Genomic DNA, 15,757 nt, shown 5'->3' on the forward strand with positions numbered 1-15,757 from the left:
CCATGCCCCTGATCCGCGATGCCAAGGCCGTCACCTTCGTCGTCTTCGACATGGACGATGTGCTCTACGACTTTGACCACGAGCTCCGCATCGCCGCGCTGGAGCGGCTGACGGGCCGGGGGCGGCAGACGTTCGAACACGCCATCTGGCACTCGGGCTGGGAAACCGCAGCCGAAGCCGGGGACCCGGCAACGCCGGAGGCCTATCTCGCCGGCTTTGCCGAACGGCTCGGCTATCCCATCGATGCCCCGACCTGGATGTCGATCCGCGCCGCCATGATGCGGCCAAGACCGGCTGCCCTGGTGCTGGCCAATGCGGCGGCGGAACAGGCCGATGCGGCGCTCCTGACCAACAACGGCATGATGCTGAAACAGGCGCTGCCGGTCTGCGCCCCGGAGATGCTCGATATCTTCGGCGAGAAAGCGCACGTCTCGGCGGAGTTCGGCGCCCGCAAGCCCGATCCGGCCGTCTTCTTGCGCCTGTGCGAGCGCTACGGCCACGATCCGCGCCAGACCTTCTTCGTCGATGACCGGCCGGAGAACATCGAGGGCGCCGAGGCCGCAGGCCTCATCGCCCATCTCTACGAGACCCCGGACGGCCTGCGAAAGGCCATGCGTGCGCTGGATTTCGAGGTGTGAGCAGGGCGTTGAGTTTCTCCGCCAATGTGGCGGGCCCTGTCCGAAAAAGGCAACTGAACGGGAACCTTGATGGCCGCTGACGCCGTCCCACCCCTCTTCGCCGAAGCCCTGATCTTTCTGGGCGCGACGGTGATCGCGGTTCCGCTGGCGCGCCGGCTGGGATTAGGCTCTGTGGTTGGCTACATTGGCGCGGGGCTGGCGATTGGTCCTTATGCGCTGAATGCCTTCGGCTCGGCGGATCATATCCTGCCCGTTGCTGAGCTCGGTGTCGTGCTGCTGCTGTTTGTCATCGGTCTCGAACTGGATGCGGCGCGGCTGTGGCGCATGCGGCGCGACATCATCGGGCTCGGCGCGGCCCAGGTGCTCGTGACCGGCGCCTTGCTGTTTTCGCTAGTGGGCCTTGCCGGGCTTGCCCTGCCCGTCGCGCTTGTCGCGGGGCTGGGGCTGGCCCTGTCGTCGACGGCCTTTGCCCTGCAGATCCTGCAGGAGCGCGGCAAGCTGGCAACGCCCTATGGCCAGCGCGGCTTTGCCATCCTGCTGTTCCAGGACATCGCCATCGTGCCGCTGCTGGCGCTGGTGTCCATTCTCTCGCCGGTCACGCAAGGCCCGGGCGGAGGGTCGGTGCTGGGCGAAATCGGCTTCACGGTGCTGGCGGTGGTTGCCGTCATCGTCACCGGGCGGTTTCTGATCTCGCCCATTTTCCTGTTTCTCGCCCGCACCCGCGCCCGCGAGGTGATGCTGGCAGCCGCCTTGCTGGTGGCCCTCGGCAGTGCCGGGGTGATGCATATGGTTGGCCTGTCGATGGCGCTGGGTGCGTTCCTGGCCGGCGTTCTCCTGGCCGAATCGAGCTTTCGCCATGCGCTGGAAGCGGACATTGAGCCGTTTCGTTCCCTTTTGATGGGCCTGTTCTTCGTCGCCGTCGGCATGTCGCTGGATCTGGGGCTCATCGGGCGGCAGTGGTATGTGGTGGCGGTTGCCGTGCCCGCCCTGATGCTGGTCAAGGGGCTGGTGCTGTGGGGCCTTGCCCGGCTGTTCGGCTCGCCCAACGCCGATGCGCTGCGCATCGCGGTGACGCTGCCCCAGGGCGGGGAGTTTGCCTTTGTCGTTTTCTCGGCTGCGACCGCGCAAGGGATCCTGCCGGGCGAAACGGCCAATCTCCTGACCGCGACGGTCATCGTCTCCATGGTTCTGACACCGGTCGCCTGTCTCGGGCTCGACTGGCTGGCGGCCAGGCTGAAGGCAAGTGGCGGAGCCCATTCAGCCGTCGAGAGCTTTGACGCGGCAACTCCGACGGTGCTGATCGTCGGCTTTGGCCGCTTTGGCCGCACGGTGGCCCAGGTGCTGACGTCGGAAGGCCTGCCGGTCACCGCGATCGACAACCATCCTGACCGGCTCGCCTATGCCCGCCAGCTCGGCTACCGGGTCTATTACGGCGATGCCACGCGCGCCGATGTGCTGGCTGCAGCTGGTGCGCGGGAGGCGGCACTCGTGGCGCTCTGCGTCGAAAACGAGGCCGTCATGGCAAAGGCGATCACCGCCGTTCGCAGCCTCAGCCCTCAGGCGCGGCTGTACTGCCGGGCAACCAACCGCAGCCATGCCCTCTCGCTCACGCGGCTGGGGGTGGATTTCCAGATTCGCGAAACCTTCGAATCGGGTCTGGCGTTCGGCCGGGCGGCGCTCATCGGCCTTGGCCTGTCGCCCGAACGCGTGGCGCAGATCGAGGAAGACGTGCGGCGGCGCGATGAGGAACGGATGCTGCTGCAGCTGGAGCAGGGCGAGGCGGCGGGCAATGACCGCCTGCATGCGGTGACGCCTCGCGGCCCGGCAAGACACGCTGGTACCGGTTCGGATCAGGACCCCTGAAACAAAAGCCCCGCCGGAGCGGGGCTTGAGGTTGAGCCTTACGGCAGGGCGTCGAAGCCGGCCGAGAAGCCGTTCAGCGAGATCGGGATACCGATGCCTTCTTCCGGCGTCTGGAAGATGATGAAGGTCGCCTGCTTGCCGCCCTTGAGCTTGCCGACCAGATCATCCTGCAGGATGACCTCGGCGATGCAGCCGTTGGGCAGGCAGCGGACGAAGCCGGCGCGGCCGATGTCGGCGTCATCGACGCGCAGGCCAAGGCCGGACGGCAGCAGCACGCCGAGCGGAGCCAGCACGCGCAGGATCTTCGCCTGCTTGTCGGCGGTCTTCAGCACGATCACCGACAGGCCGACGTTCTCGCGGTCTTCGGCTGTCACGTTCTGGATCAGGGCACACTGTTCGCTGGCGGCACCCGGAGGCGTGTCGCAGCGCATCTGCCAGTCACCATGCACGGCCTTCACCTCGCCCTGCGCAAGGGCGGTCCCGCCGGATGACAGGACGACGGCGCCAAACGCAAGGCCGGCCAGCATCCGGACCACGGAGAGGGGGCGGGCAAAAGAGTTAGGCAAGGAATGTCCTCCGGACAAAGGGGCGGGCTACGGCCCACACTCGAATCAGGACTGAAACTGGCACGCAGAATAGCCGCAGCCTGCTGCCTCATTCCAGTGCGCAATCCGCCTTCTCCCTGTCTTTCCCGGCAGGATTAAGGCCATTGCGCAAAAGAGGCCTGCTGCCCCGGTTCCAAGGGCCGGATTGCAGCGCCGGGCTTTGATGCGGATCAAACAGCAAAATTGACGAGGATCAATTGAAGGTCGGGGGACGAGCTGTTCCGGCGGCCACAAACCCGTTGCAGGACAAGGATTCTTGTGGTTTCTGTGCCCTGTCCGAGGGGTCTGTGACAGCCTGCGGCAGAACGTCGCTGTTTCTGCTGGCGCGTCGCGATATATTCGGGTTTGTGCGTAAGATGCACAAAACAGGACGCGAAAGACTGGCTTTCCCCGCTGCGCATCGCAAGGTGCCCTCCGGGTTTGAAAGCCGTCGAATGCGTCCCATTGTGGTTTTTCCGGCGATCCGGTCGCCGGTACGAGCAGGGGCCGGCGTTTGTCCGGACCGGGGTTTCGCGTCGGCGGACAGGCAACTGGCTCCGGCGCGTGGACGAAGTGAGAGAGAGCCGCCGTTGGCGGACAGGGAAGGGAGCGTGGACGTGAAGGCAATCTTCAAGCGTCTCATGGCGGCAGCCGCAGGCGCCGCAGGTCTGGCCGCAACGGCCGGATCGGTGATGGCCCAGGATGCGGCAGGCGGCATGTCGCCTTGGCAGCTGGGGTTCCAGGCCTCGGCCTCCAGTGTGATGGATGACATCCACTGGTTCAACAACATGACGCTCGGCATCATCACCGTCATCACGCTGTTCGTGCTGGCGCTGCTGATCATCGTGATGGTGCGCTTCAACGCGCGGGCCAACCCGAACCCGTCGCGCACGTCGCACAACACGGCGATCGAGGTTGTCTGGACTGTGGTTCCGATCCTGATCCTGGTGGTCATCGCGGTGCCGTCCTTCCGGCTGCTCTACAAGCAGCTCGAGATCCCGGCCTATGACATGACCATTAAGGCCACCGGTTACCAGTGGTACTGGGGTTACGAGTACACGGACGAAGCCCTCGCCGGCATCGGCTTTGACAGCATCATGGTCAAGGAAGAAGAGCGTGCAGCTGTTGCTGCGGCACGTGGCGTGCCTGTGGCCGACGTGCCCCGTCTGCTGGCGACCGACTATGACGTCGTGGTTCCGGTCGGCAAGACCGTCCGCGTGCAGGTCACTGCCGCCGACGTGCTTCACGCCTTCGCCATGCCGTCCTTCGGCGTCAAGATCGACGCCGTCCCGGGCCGTCTGAACGAGACCTGGTTCAAGGCCGAAAAGACCGGCGTCTACTACGGCCAGTGCTCGGAGCTGTGCGGCAAGGACCATGCGTTCATGCCGATCACGATCCGCGTTGTCACCCAGGAGCAGTTCGATGTCTGGGCTGCCGCAGCCAAGACCGATCTCGACGGCGCCAACAAGCAGCTGATGGCTGCTCTGGCCGCCGCCGGCAAGGTTGCGGACGCGACCGCTCCGGCTCAGGTGATCGCTCGCTGAGCGACTGACGTTTCGCACGGCCGGCCACGGCCGTGCGGTTCCAGTTTGGTAGCGATGTGCGCCGCAAAGGCGCCCGCTGGTTCGAAATTACACGAGGGAGCACGACCATGGCTGCGACCGCTGCACATGCCGCGCATGACCATCCGACCGGATGGCGCCGGTGGGTCTATTCGACCAACCACAAGGACATTGGTATTCTCTACCTGATCTTCGCGATCATCGCCGGGATCATCGGCGGCGCGCTCAGCGTCGGCATCCGCATGGAACTGCAAGAGCCTGGCATGCAGTTCTTCGCCGATCCGCACTATTTCAACGTGTTCACGACGGCCCACGGCCTCATCATGATCTTCTTCATGGTGATGCCGGCCCTGATTGGTGGCTTCGCCAACTACTTCGTTCCGATCATGATCGGTGCGCCGGACATGGCGTTCCCGCGCATGAACAACATCTCCTTCTGGCTGCTGCCGCCGTCCTTCGCGCTGCTGCTGCTGTCGCTGTTCGTCGAAGGCCCGTCGGGCGCAACCGGCGTGGGCGGTGGCTGGACCATCTACCCGCCGCTGTCGACCTCCGGCCAGCCTGGCCCGGCCGTTGACCTCGCGATCCTGGCGCTGCACGTCTCGGGCGCGTCCTCGATCCTCGGTGCGATCAACTTCATCACCACCATCTTCAACATGCGCGCGCCTGGCATGACCATGCACAAGATGCCGCTGTTTGCCTGGTCGGTGCTGATCACCGCGTTCCTGCTGCTGCTGTCGCTGCCGGTTCTGGCTGGCGCCATCACCATGCTGCTGACGGACCGCAACTTCGACACCACCTTCTTCAACCCGGCTGGTGGCGGCGACCCGATCCTGTACCAGCACCTGTTCTGGTTCTTCGGTCACCCGGAAGTGTACATCCTGATCCTGCCGGCCTTCGGCATCATCAGCCACATCATTTCCACCTTCTCGCGCAAGCCGATCTTCGGCTACCTCGGCATGGCCTATGCCATGGTCGCCATCGGCGTCGTCGGCTTCATCGTGTGGGCACACCACATGTACACGGTCGGCATGTCGGTCGAGACGCAGGCCTACTTCGTCGCCGCGACGATGGTGATCGCCGTTCCGACGGGTGTGAAGATCTTCTCCTGGATTGCCACGATGTGGGGCGGCTCGATCGAGTTCCGCACGCCGATGGTCTGGGCGATCGGCTTCATCTTCCTGTTCACGGTTGGTGGCGTCACGGGCGTTCAGCTCGCCAACGCCGGCCTCGACCGTGCGCTGCATGACACCTACTACGTGGTGGCTCACTTCCACTATGTGCTGTCGCTCGGCGCCGTGTTCGGCATCTTTGCGGGCTGGTACTACTGGTTCCCGAAGATGTTCGGCTACATGTACAACGAGACCATCGGCAAGCTGCACTTCTGGATCACCTTCATCGGCGTGAACCTGGTGTTCTTCCCGCAGCATTTCCTTGGCCTCAACGGAATGCCGCGCCGCTATGCCGACTACCCGGATGCGCTGGCTGGCTGGAACTTCGTCTCGTCGATCGGTTCCTACATCTCGGCCTTCGCGGTTCTGGTGTTCCTGTTCGGCATCGTCGAAGCCTTCGCCAAGAAGCGCGTTGCCGGCAACAACCCCTGGGGCGCCGGTGCGACCACTCTGGAGTGGACGCTGACCTCGCCGCCGCCGTTCCACCAGTTCGAAACCCTGCCGCGCATCAAGTAAGCGCCGCTTCGAACGACAAAGACTGGTCACCGCGCCCTCCGCGCGGTGACCCTTCAACAGGAGGTCGCCACCCGCAAGGGCCAAGGCAGACCCCCCACCAGAGATCCCCGGACTGAGCCGGGACACGAATTCAAAGGGTTGGCTGATGTCGCTCGCCGAGCGCCCCGATTTGATGACGACCGATCCGGTCACCTGGGATGGTGGCATGGGCTCGGTTGGCGACTACATCGCGCTGCTGAAGCCGCGTGTGATGTCGCTCGTCATCTTCACCGCGTTTGTCGGCATGATGCTGGCGCCGGGCTCGATCCATCCGGTTCTGGCCGCTGTCGCGCTGCTGTGCATCGCCATTGGCGCCGGTGCGTCCGGGGCGCTGAACATGTGGTACGATGCCGACATCGACCGCGTGATGTCGCGCACCGCCAAGCGCCCGATTCCGGCCGGCAAGATCACGCCGAGCGAAGCGCTTGCCTTCGGCATGACGCTGTCCGTCGGCTCGGTCGTGCTGCTCGGCCTGCTGGTCAACTGGTTCGCCGGCGCGTTCCTTGCCTTCACGATCTTCTTCTATGCCGTCGTCTACACGATGTGGCTGAAGCGCTCGACACCGCAGAACATCGTCATCGGTGGTGCGGCTGGCGCCTTCCCGCCGATGATCGGCTGGGCCGCGGTCACGGGTGGGGTGAGCCTTGAAAGCTTCATCCTGTTCCTGATCATCTTCATGTGGACGCCGCCGCATTTCTGGGCTCTGGCCCTGTTCAAGAGCGGCGACTATCGCGCCGCCGGCATTCCGATGCTGCCGGTCGTGGCCGGCGAGGACGCAACGCGGACCCAGATCCTGCTCTACTCGCTGGTTCTGGTGCCGATCGCCGTCAGCCCCTGGTTCCTGGGCTTTGCCGGCGTCACCTATGGCATTGCCTCGGCGGTGCTGGGCGCAGGTTTCCTCGGGCTGGCGCTGCAGGTCTACCGCCTGCGGACCGGTGAGGCGGCTCGCAAGGCGGCTGTCCGCCTCTTCAGCTACTCCATCCTGTATCTGTTCCTGCTCTTTGCCCTGCTGCTGGGCGAGAGCCTCGTAACCCGGATGATCTGATGATGACCGAAGACGGCATCCGCCTGACTGGCGAACAGAAGCGTCTGCGGCGGGCCCGGTCCATCGCGATCGCCGTGGCCCTCGCGGCCATGGTGGGTCTCATCTACTGGGTGACAATCGTCCGCCTTGGCGCCAACGTTCTCAACCGCCCGCTCTAGGAGCAAGCTGTGACCGGTGTAAACGACCCCCGTCAGGACAAGGACATCTCGCGCAGCAACCGCCGTGTGGCAGTGATGTGCGGCGGGATCTTCTTTGCCATGGTCGGCCTCGCTTACGCGGCCGTGCCGCTCTACAACCTGCTGTGCCAGGTGACCGGCTTCGGCGGAACGACCCAGCGCGCCGAACAGGCGTCCGAGGAAATCATCGCCCGCAAGATCACCGTGCGGTTTGACGGCAACGTCACGCCCGGCCTCGGCTGGGATTTCCGTCCGGAACACCGCACTGTGACGCTGAACATGGGCGAGACCGGACAGATGGCCTATGTCGCGACCAATATCGGCAGCAACCCGTCGGTTGGAACGTCGGTGTTCAACGTCGCGCCCTTCGAGGCAGGCGTCTATTTCAACAAGCTCGAATGCTTCTGCTTCACCGAACAGCCCCTGGCTGCCGGCGAAAGCGTGAACATGCCGGTGGTGTTCTTCGTGGACCCGGCCATGGACAAGGATCCGGAACTGAAACACGTCACCGAGATCACCCTGTCCTACACTTTCTACCCGGCCGAAACGCCGGTCAAACCAGTCGCGGCCAAGTCGGAAGACGCCGCTGCGGCAAACAGGCTCTGAACGCCGGGCGCAACGGCGCTGGCGTTCGATGAATGACATTGGAACTTTGGGGAGCACGCCCATGGCTGAGGCACATAGCAAGAACCACGATTACCACCTGGTTGATCCCAGTCCGTGGCCGTTCCTGGCGTCGGTTGGCGCATTCCTGATGGCGATCGGCGGCATTGCGTTCATGCGCTTTGCAGCTGGCAAGGATTTTGACCTGTTCGGCACCAACATTGCCGGCCGTGGCATCTTCTTCGTCGGCCTCGCCATTGTGCTCTACGTGATGATCGGCTGGTGGCGCGACACCATCAAGGAATCGCAGCAGGGCCATCACACCCGCGTGGTCAGCCTGCACCTGCGCTACGGCATGATCCTGTTCATCGCTTCGGAAGTGATGTTCTTCGTCGCCTGGTTCTGGGCTTTCTTCGATGCCTCGCTGTTTGTCGGCGAAGCCATCCAGTACCAGCGCGTCGAGGCCACCGGTGGCGTCTGGCCTCCGCATGGCATCGAAGTGTTCGACCCCTGGCACCTGCCGCTCCTGAACACGCTGATCCTGCTGACCTCTGGCACCACCGTGACCTGGGCACACCATGCTCTGCTGCACAATGATCGCCAGGGTCTGAAGTGGGGTCTGATCCTCACCGTCGTTCTGGGTGTGATCTTCACGATCTGCCAGATCTATGAATATGGCCATGCCGCTTTCGCCTTCTCGGGCAACATCTACGGCGCGACCTTCTACATGGCGACCGGGTTCCACGGCTTCCACGTCTTTGTCGGCACCGTGTTCCTGCTGGTCTGCCTGATCCGCGCGATGGCCGGTCAGATGACCCCGGAAAAGCACTTCGGCTTCGAAGCTGCTGCCTGGTACTGGCACTTCGTTGACGTGGTCTGGCTGTTCCTGTTCGCCACCATCTACATCTGGGGTGCCTGGGGCGTTGTGCCTCACGGCTGATCTCCGGATTGCCATGTAACATCGGCAGGCCCGGTCCGGACATCCGGATCGGGCCTTGCCATTTGCGGCGCTGCCGGAAGGAAAACCCATGCAGGATCAGGCTCACTATCCACCGCAGGATCCATTTCGGTCTGGACTGTCCGGCCATTGCCCACGTTGTGGCGAGGGGCGGCTGTTCAAGGGCTTTCTTGCCACGCGGCCTGCCTGCAGCAATTGCGGGCTGAGCTTTGACTTCGCCGACAGTGGTGATGGCCCGGCCGTCTTTGTCATCATGCTGGTCGGCTTCGTCATCGTCGGACTGGTGTTGTGGGTCGAACTGGCGTTCATGCCTCCGATCTGGCTGCATCTGGTGATCTGGTTGCCGCTGACGGCAATCCTGGCCCTGTCAGTGCTGCGCCCGCTCAAGGGGCTGATGATCGCGCTGCAGTACCGCAATCGCGCCGCCGAAGGACGGCTGGAAACGGATGACTGATCACATGGCAGATCGACGGCCCGACCCTGCAACGGCAGTCTGGCGCAGACTGGCGCTGCCGACGGTCCTGGCACTGATCGGCCTCGCCATCCTGCTGCGTCTCGGCTTCTGGCAGGTCGATCGTCTCGCCTGGAAGGAAGCGCTGATCCGCCAGGTCGAGCAGAACATGACGCTTGCACCCGTTCCGGCGCCCGGTCCGTCCAGCTGGGACAGCGCCCAGGATCCCGCATCCGACTACCAGCGGGTCACGGTCTCCGGCCGGTTCCTGCCCGGCGAAACCTACTACTACAACGCGCTGACCAAGCCGAAGGGCCGTTTCGGTGGTCCGGGCTATTTTGTCCACGCACCGTTCCAGACGCGCGACGGTTGGATCGTCATGGTCAATCGCGGTTTTGTTCCAGACATGTATCTGGACCCGCAGCGGCGGCCCGAGAGTGCGCCCCTAGCTGGCGATGTGACCCTGACCGGGCTGCTGCGTCTCGGCGAGGAACCGAACCTGACCACGCCGGTGCCCGACCCGCAGAAGCGGATCTGGTTTGCCCGTGACCCGCGCGCCATGGCTGCCGTCCTCGGCCAGTCGGGCGAGGTTGCACCCTTCGTGATCGATGCGGATGTGGAAGCGACGCCGGTGAGCGGCCTGCCTCAGGCCGGCGAAACCGTCGTCCGTTTCAAGAATGACCACTTGGGCTACGCATTGACCTGGTTTGGCCTGGCGGCGACCCTTGCCGGGGTCTATCTCGCCTACGCGTGGTCGCTGCTGCGCCGCCGGCCACCCGTTGCCGAGCCCGGCAAAAAGCCGGAGGCCTGAGGCCCCCGGCTGATCCTGAACTCAAAAGGCAACTGACGCGAAATCAGAGTGCCTCGAGCAGGGCTGCAGCGCCCGAAACGGTCGCCTGACCCGGCGCGTCTTCGATGTTGAGGACGCTGACAACGCCGTCCTTGGCAAGCAGCGCAAAGCGCTCGGAGCGGATGCCCATGCCAAAGCCCGAGGCGTCCAGTTCCAGTCCCATCGCCTTGACGAAATTGGCGCTGCCGTCGGCCAGGAACAGGATCTTGTCGCCGGCGCCGGTCGACTTCTTCCAGGCATCCATGACGAACATGTCGTTGACCGACAGGACCGCAATCGTGTCCACGCCCTTGGCCTTGAACGCGTCGTGATGCTCGACGAAGCCGGGCAGATGGTTCATGTGGCAGGTCGGGGTGAAGGCGCCGGGCACGCCGAAGAGAACCACGGTCTTGCCATCAAAAATCTCGGCAGACTTCATTTCCACCGGGCCATCGGAACCAATGACCTTGAACACGCCGTCCGGCAGACGGTCGCCAATAGTGATGCTCATCCTGAAATCTCCGCGTCGGGAAGCTGAATGATTGCAGCATCCAGAAAGGCACCGCAACCCACTCCGAGATAGAGTGCGCAACGACCGCCGTCGAGCCCTGGCTTCAGGTTTTCTACGGATGCGGCGGGATTGACCTAGCGCGGCTGCGCCGGGTGGATCTCGGTTGCAGTGCCGGTCTTGCGGTTCAGCTCGAAGCGTTGCTCGATGGCGTGTCGCCCGGCAACAAGGACGAACCGCAGGGGCACGACGTCGAGGTCTTTCGGCAGGCCGCCGAGGGAAAGGACCCAGTCGCCCGTTGCCTGTTTCCACTCGGGCTTGGTCCGGCGCGGCACGCCGATCGACGCACCCTCCGGCCCGGCCGCATAGACTTCAATATCGTCCGCTGTGACGTCGGCTGGCAGCGCAAGGCTGATATCAAGCTTTTCCTTCTTGCCATCATTGCGCAGGAACAGCCTGGAAATGACCGGGTCACCGTCCTGTGCCGGCATTGGCACATCGGCCCGCGCCCGGGCGATCATCCGCGCGCTGGTCTTGTCGTCCGGGGCGGAGGGGTCAAGCGTCAGCTCAAGCCGCGCGGTGCCGGGAACGCAGACCTCCTTGCAATTGCCAAAGGCGAGATCGAGTTCCAGCCGCACGGCTTCATCCGCCTTCGCTGGCGTCACCGTCAACGGCAAGACGATGCCATCCTGGTAGATGTTGGAGATGCTGAAGCCATCATCATAGCGCTGCGGATAGGGATACTGCAGCCGTGCCGAGCCAAGATTGCCGGACTGGGTCCAGTCTACTTGCGGCGGGATGCCAGCCTCGCCCGGGCTCTCCCAATAGGTGTGCCAACCTGGATCCAGCGCGAATTCGATGGCTGCATCATACCGGCCGTCCGCCAGAGGACCTGCCGATATAACCCGGACAGCGCCACCTTCAAACTTTGCCCAAGGGCTGACGGCTGCCAGCGAGGGTGTCGCGACGGCTGTGAGCAACAGCAGACCAAACGAAGCAGGGAGCAGGCGGCCGGGAATGAACATGCCGATGAGATAACCGAATTCGCGCGCCAAGTCGTGTCCCGTGCAGTCACATGGGGGTCATAAACCCGTGAGTGGCGCACAAACCATGTCGCACCTGCGAACAACCCCGTTAACAAAGCGGAGTTGAAGGACTAAGCTCTGATTCCATGAATTGGCCTCATGAGGAGATGATGGGTCAAAGGCTGCAGGAGCAATGGCTCGACGGCAAGTTCCTCATCGCCATGCCCAACATGGTCGATGGCCGGTTTGCCCATACCGTGATCTATGTCTGCGCGCATTCCTCCGAAGGCGCGATGGGCCTTGTGCTCAACCAGCCCTCGCCGCATCTGTTCATGCCGGATCTGCTGGCCCAGCTGAATGTTATCCCCGAACACGATGGCATAAACCTGCCGCACCGGGTGCGCCGGATGAATGTGCATCGCGGCGGTCCGGTGGAGACGGAGCGCGGCTTCGTGCTGCATTCCGACGACTTCAGCATCGAAAGCTCGACGCTGCCGATCCAGGACGGCATCTGCCTGACCGCGACACTCGAAATCCTCAGGGCAATTGCCGAAGGGCGTGGCCCCTCGCGGGCGATGCTGGCGCTTGGCTATGCGGGATGGGCCCCAGGCCAGCTCGAGCAGGAGATCCAGGCCAATGGCTGGCTGACCGGCCCAGCGGATGCCGATCTCATCTTTGACCCCGACCAGACCGCCAAATGGGAACGTGCCCTCTGGCGCATCGGGGTGGATCCGGCGATGCTGTCGACCGACGCCGGTCATGCCTGAAGGGGAGGCACGGACGGTTTCAGCAACAAATGCAGTTTGCGCCGCCTTGCGATCTATTTTAAGGGTCGCAAGCAGGCAATAATGTCTCTTCCCGCCCAGCTGACGGTGCGCAGGGCAGGGATATGTAAAGTCAGACGACAAGGGATCCGGCCCGGTGAAATACATCAGTACGCGTGGCGAAGCACCCGTCCTCGAATTCCAGGACGTTCTCCTGCAGGGCCTGGCCCGTGACGGTGGCCTGTATCTGCCGGAGACCTGGCCGACCTTCGACGCCGCGACGATCGCCGGGTTCGCCGGCAAGCCCTATGCCGATGTCGCCCTTGCCGTGATCCGCCCCTTCGTCGGCACGTCCATCAAGGAAGCCGATCTGAAGCGGATGATCGACGAAGCATATGCCGGTTTCCGTCACAGCGCCGTGACACCGCTGATTCAGATCGCGCCGAACCGCTTTGTGCTGGAGCTGTTCCACGGTCCGACCCTTGCGTTCAAGGATGTGGCGATGCAGCTGCTTGGCCGGTTGATGGACCATGTCCTCACCGAGCGTGGCCAGCGCGCCACCATCGTTGGCGCAACCTCCGGCGACACCGGCGGCGCGGCAATCGAGGCCTTCCGCGGGCGTGAGCGGACCGATGTCTTCATCCTGTTCCCTGAGGGCCGCGTCTCCGACGTCCAGCGCCGCCAGATGACCACGCCGACCGAAGCCAACGTCCACGCGCTGGCGATCAAGGGCAACTTTGATGATTGCCAGGCGCTGGTGAAGGGCATGTTCAACCATTTCGCCTTCCGCGACCGGGTTGGCCTGTCGGGTGTCAACTCGATCAACTGGGCCCGCATCCTGGCGCAGATCGTGTACTATTTCGTCGCTGCCGCTGCGCTCGGCGGGCCGCACCGGCCGGTCTCCTTCACGGTGCCCACCGGCAACTTCGGCGACATCTTTGCCGCCTATGCCGCGATGCGCATGGGCCTTCCGGTCGGCCGGCTGGTCATTGCCACCAACGTCAACGACATTCTGGTGCGCACGCTGGAAACCGGGCGCTACGAGACCCGCGGCGTCAATGCGACGATCTCTCCGTCGATGGACATTCAGGTCTCGTCGAACTTCGAGCGGCTTCTGGCGGAAGTCCATGGCCGCGACGGTGCGGCCGTGCGTGCCATGATGGCCTCGCTGGGCCAGTCCGGCAGCTTCTCCATCGCGCCGGGACCGCTGGCCGAGATCCTGAAGACCTTCTCCGGCGGGCGCTGCAACGAGGCGGAAACGGCCGCGACCATCGCCGGCACGCTGCGCGACACGGGCTACCTGCTCGACCCGCACACGGCCATTGGCGCGCATGTGGCGCGCGAATTCGACGAGCCGGGCGTGCCGATGGTGGTGCTGGGAACGGCCCATCCGGCGAAGTTCCCGGTCGCCGTCGAAGCTGCGTCCGGCATCCACCCGGACCTGCCGGACATGCTGAAGCCGATGATGAGCGCGCCCGAGCGGCAGACCATCCTGCCGGCGGATCTGGCGGAACTGGAAAAGCATATCGAGGCCAACGCCCGCGCGGTGAAGAGCCTCGCCTGACGACAGGCCGTCGGCGCTGGACTTCACGCGCTGACGACCCTGGCCAAATGGCCGCCCAAGCCGGCTTCGGCGGCAGGGTGCGGCGGCGAGAACGAGAAGACGAGAACGGGGGAAGGGCTGGTTGCGAGACGCTGCCAGCCGCGCCCGCCGTGCCTCGCCGGGAGGACGCGCATGGATGTACAGATTACCCGGCTCGACAATGGCCTGACTGTCATTACGGACCGCATGCCGCACCTGCGCAGTGCCGCGCTTGGCGTCTGGGTGCGCACCGGCTCGCGCGCCGAAACGGCCGAGCAGAACGGCATTACCCACCTGCTCGAGCATATGGCCTTCAAGGGCACCAAGACCCGCACCGCGCGGTCCATCGCCGAGGAGATCGAGGCGGTCGGTGGTGAGCTGAATGCCGCCACCAGCGTCGAGCACACCAACTACTACGCCCGAGTTCTGGCTGAGGACGTGCCGCTGGCGGTCGATCTTCTGGCGGATATCCTGCAGAATTCCGTGTTCGATCCCGAGGAGCTGACGCGCGAACAGCACGTCATCCTGCAGGAGATCGGCGCGGCGCAGGACAGCCCCGACGATCAGGCCTTCGACCTGTTCCAGTCTACTGCCTGGCCGTCGCAGCCGATCGGGCGCGCGATCCTTGGCACGCCGGAAAGCGTCACCAGTTTCTCCCGCGAAGCGCTGGAGGCCTATCTGGCCGAGCGGTATCGCGGACCGGAGATGGTGCTGGCCGCCGCCGGTGCCGTCGATCACGACGATCTGGTGCGCCGCGCCAGTGACCAGTTCGGCGGCCTGAGCTCCGCGCCGGCGCGCGAGGTCGAGCAGGCCGTCTATCACGGCGGCGAGGGCCGGGTCGTGAAGGACCTGATGGAGGCGCAGATCCTCATCGGCTTCAAGGGCCAGCCCTACAAGTCCAAGGACTATTACGCCGCGCAGATCCTGGCGTCGGTCCTGGGTGGCGGCATGTCCTCGCGTCTGTTCCAGGAAGTGCGGGAAAGCCGCGGCCTCTGCTATGCCATCTATGCCTTCCACTGGGCGTTCCACGACACTGGTCTGTTCGGCGTGCATGCCGCAACGGGCGAAGCGGACATCGCCGAACTGATGCCGGTGCTTGTCGGCGAACTGGAGCGCGCCTGCTCCGATATTTCCGAGGCAGAGGTGGCCCGCGCCAGGGCGCAGATCCGGGCCGGTCTGATGATGGCTCTGGAAAGCCCCGCAGCCCGTGCCGGCCAGATCGCCCGGCAGATGCTGATCCATGGCCGCACGCTGACGCTGGAGGAGATCACGGCACGCATCGACGCCGTCACGGCCGAAAGCGTGCGTGAGGTGGCGATCACCACGTTCGTCAATTCGGCGCCAACGCTGACGGGCCTCGGGCCGGTCGGCTCGATGCTGTCGCTTGACCAGGTGGCGGAGCGGCTGGGCAAGCCTGTTCGCCATCTCGCTTCGGCCTGACTTCT

The 15,757-nt window shown here is 64.4% G+C and carries 16 protein-coding genes; 13 read left to right on the forward strand and 3 right to left on the reverse strand.

Translation table 11 applies throughout. The features are described from left to right. Positions 1-2: 2 nt before the first annotated feature. Complete coding sequence (locus tag OVA12_RS18725; RefSeq protein ID WP_268139993.1) at positions 3-638, forward strand: HAD-IA family hydrolase; 636 nt, start codon at positions 3-5, stop codon at positions 636-638. 69 nt (positions 639-707) lie between these two features. Continuing rightward, positions 708-2,501 (forward strand): monovalent cation:proton antiporter-2 (CPA2) family protein, encoded by a 1,794-nt coding sequence (locus OVA12_RS18730; RefSeq protein WP_268139995.1) that lies wholly within the window; start codon positions 708-710, stop codon positions 2,499-2,501. 38 nt (positions 2,502-2,539) lie between these two features. Here OVA12_RS18730 and OVA12_RS18735 read toward each other — a convergent pair whose 3' ends face one another. Further along, positions 2,540-3,028 carry an invasion associated locus B family protein gene (locus tag OVA12_RS18735; RefSeq protein WP_268141421.1) on the reverse strand — a complete coding sequence of 163 codons (489 nt, stop codon included), beginning with the start codon at positions 3,026-3,028 and terminating at the stop codon, positions 2,540-2,542. Positions 3,029-3,702: 674 nt separating this feature from the next. Between OVA12_RS18735 and coxB the strand changes: the two genes are divergently transcribed. From coxB to OVA12_RS18775, 8 genes are all read left to right on the forward strand, one after another. Next, positions 3,703-4,629, forward strand: coding sequence for a cytochrome c oxidase subunit II (gene coxB, locus OVA12_RS18740; protein ID WP_268139997.1), 927 nt, complete (start codon positions 3,703-3,705; stop codon positions 4,627-4,629). Positions 4,630-4,736: 107 nt separating this feature from the next. Next, on the forward strand, positions 4,737-6,332 hold the full coding sequence (ctaD, locus tag OVA12_RS18745; RefSeq protein WP_268140000.1) for a cytochrome c oxidase subunit I: 1,596 nt from the start codon (positions 4,737-4,739) through the stop codon (positions 6,330-6,332). A gap of 145 nt (positions 6,333-6,477) precedes the next feature. Continuing rightward, on the forward strand, positions 6,478-7,416 hold the full coding sequence (locus OVA12_RS18750) for a heme o synthase (RefSeq protein WP_442793897.1): 939 nt from the start codon (positions 6,478-6,480) through the stop codon (positions 7,414-7,416). Beyond that, on the forward strand, positions 7,416-7,574 hold the full coding sequence (locus OVA12_RS18755; protein WP_268141516.1) for a hypothetical protein: 159 nt from the start codon (positions 7,416-7,418) through the stop codon (positions 7,572-7,574). The genes OVA12_RS18750 and OVA12_RS18755 overlap by 1 nt, the downstream gene beginning before the upstream one ends. 75 nt (positions 7,575-7,649) lie before the next feature. Further along, positions 7,650-8,198, forward strand: a complete 549-nt coding sequence (locus OVA12_RS18760; RefSeq protein ID WP_442793923.1) for a cytochrome c oxidase assembly protein — start codon at positions 7,650-7,652, stop codon at positions 8,196-8,198. Positions 8,199-8,259: 61 nt separating this feature from the next. Further along, the gene (locus tag OVA12_RS18765; protein WP_268140004.1) at positions 8,260-9,135 is read left to right on the forward strand and encodes a cytochrome c oxidase subunit 3; all 876 of its coding nucleotides are present in this window, start codon (positions 8,260-8,262) and stop codon (positions 9,133-9,135) included. An 88-nt stretch (positions 9,136-9,223) separates the two neighbouring features. Then, a complete protein-coding gene (locus OVA12_RS18770) occupies positions 9,224-9,607 on the forward strand; it encodes a DUF983 domain-containing protein (protein ID WP_268140006.1) in 384 nt (127 codons plus the stop codon). A 4-nt stretch (positions 9,608-9,611) separates the two neighbouring features. Next, entirely contained in the window at positions 9,612-10,415 is an 804-nt protein-coding gene (locus tag OVA12_RS18775) for an SURF1 family protein (RefSeq protein ID WP_268140008.1), read from the forward strand. Between the two features lie 43 nt (positions 10,416-10,458). On the opposite strand, the gene OVA12_RS18780 is transcribed toward OVA12_RS18775, so the two are convergent. Further along, positions 10,459-10,944, reverse strand: a complete 486-nt coding sequence (locus tag OVA12_RS18780) for a peroxiredoxin (RefSeq protein ID WP_268140010.1) — start codon at positions 10,942-10,944, stop codon at positions 10,459-10,461. Positions 10,945-11,078: 134 nt separating this feature from the next. Next, positions 11,079-11,996: a protein-disulfide reductase DsbD domain-containing protein gene (locus OVA12_RS18785; RefSeq protein WP_268140012.1), complete on the reverse strand. Its 918-nt coding sequence runs from the start codon at positions 11,994-11,996 to the stop codon at positions 11,079-11,081. A 137-nt stretch (positions 11,997-12,133) separates the two neighbouring features. Here OVA12_RS18785 and OVA12_RS18790 point away from each other — a divergent pair, with 137 nt between their 5' ends. The 3 genes from OVA12_RS18790 (at position 12,134) to OVA12_RS18800 (ending at position 15,752) form a co-directional block, all read left to right on the forward strand. Continuing rightward, a complete protein-coding gene (locus OVA12_RS18790) occupies positions 12,134-12,733 on the forward strand; it encodes a YqgE/AlgH family protein (RefSeq protein ID WP_268141424.1) in 600 nt (199 codons plus the stop codon). Between the two features lie 154 nt (positions 12,734-12,887). After that, complete coding sequence (gene thrC / locus OVA12_RS18795; protein WP_268140013.1) at positions 12,888-14,294, forward strand: threonine synthase; 1,407 nt, start codon at positions 12,888-12,890, stop codon at positions 14,292-14,294. A 171-nt stretch (positions 14,295-14,465) separates the two neighbouring features. Continuing rightward, positions 14,466-15,752 (forward strand): M16 family metallopeptidase, encoded by a 1,287-nt coding sequence (locus OVA12_RS18800; protein ID WP_268140015.1) that lies wholly within the window; start codon positions 14,466-14,468, stop codon positions 15,750-15,752. The last annotated feature ends 5 nt before the right edge of the window (positions 15,753-15,757 follow it).

The organism is Pannonibacter sp. SL95, assembly GCF_026672425.1.
GTDB lineage: Bacteria > Pseudomonadota > Alphaproteobacteria > Rhizobiales > Stappiaceae > Pannonibacter.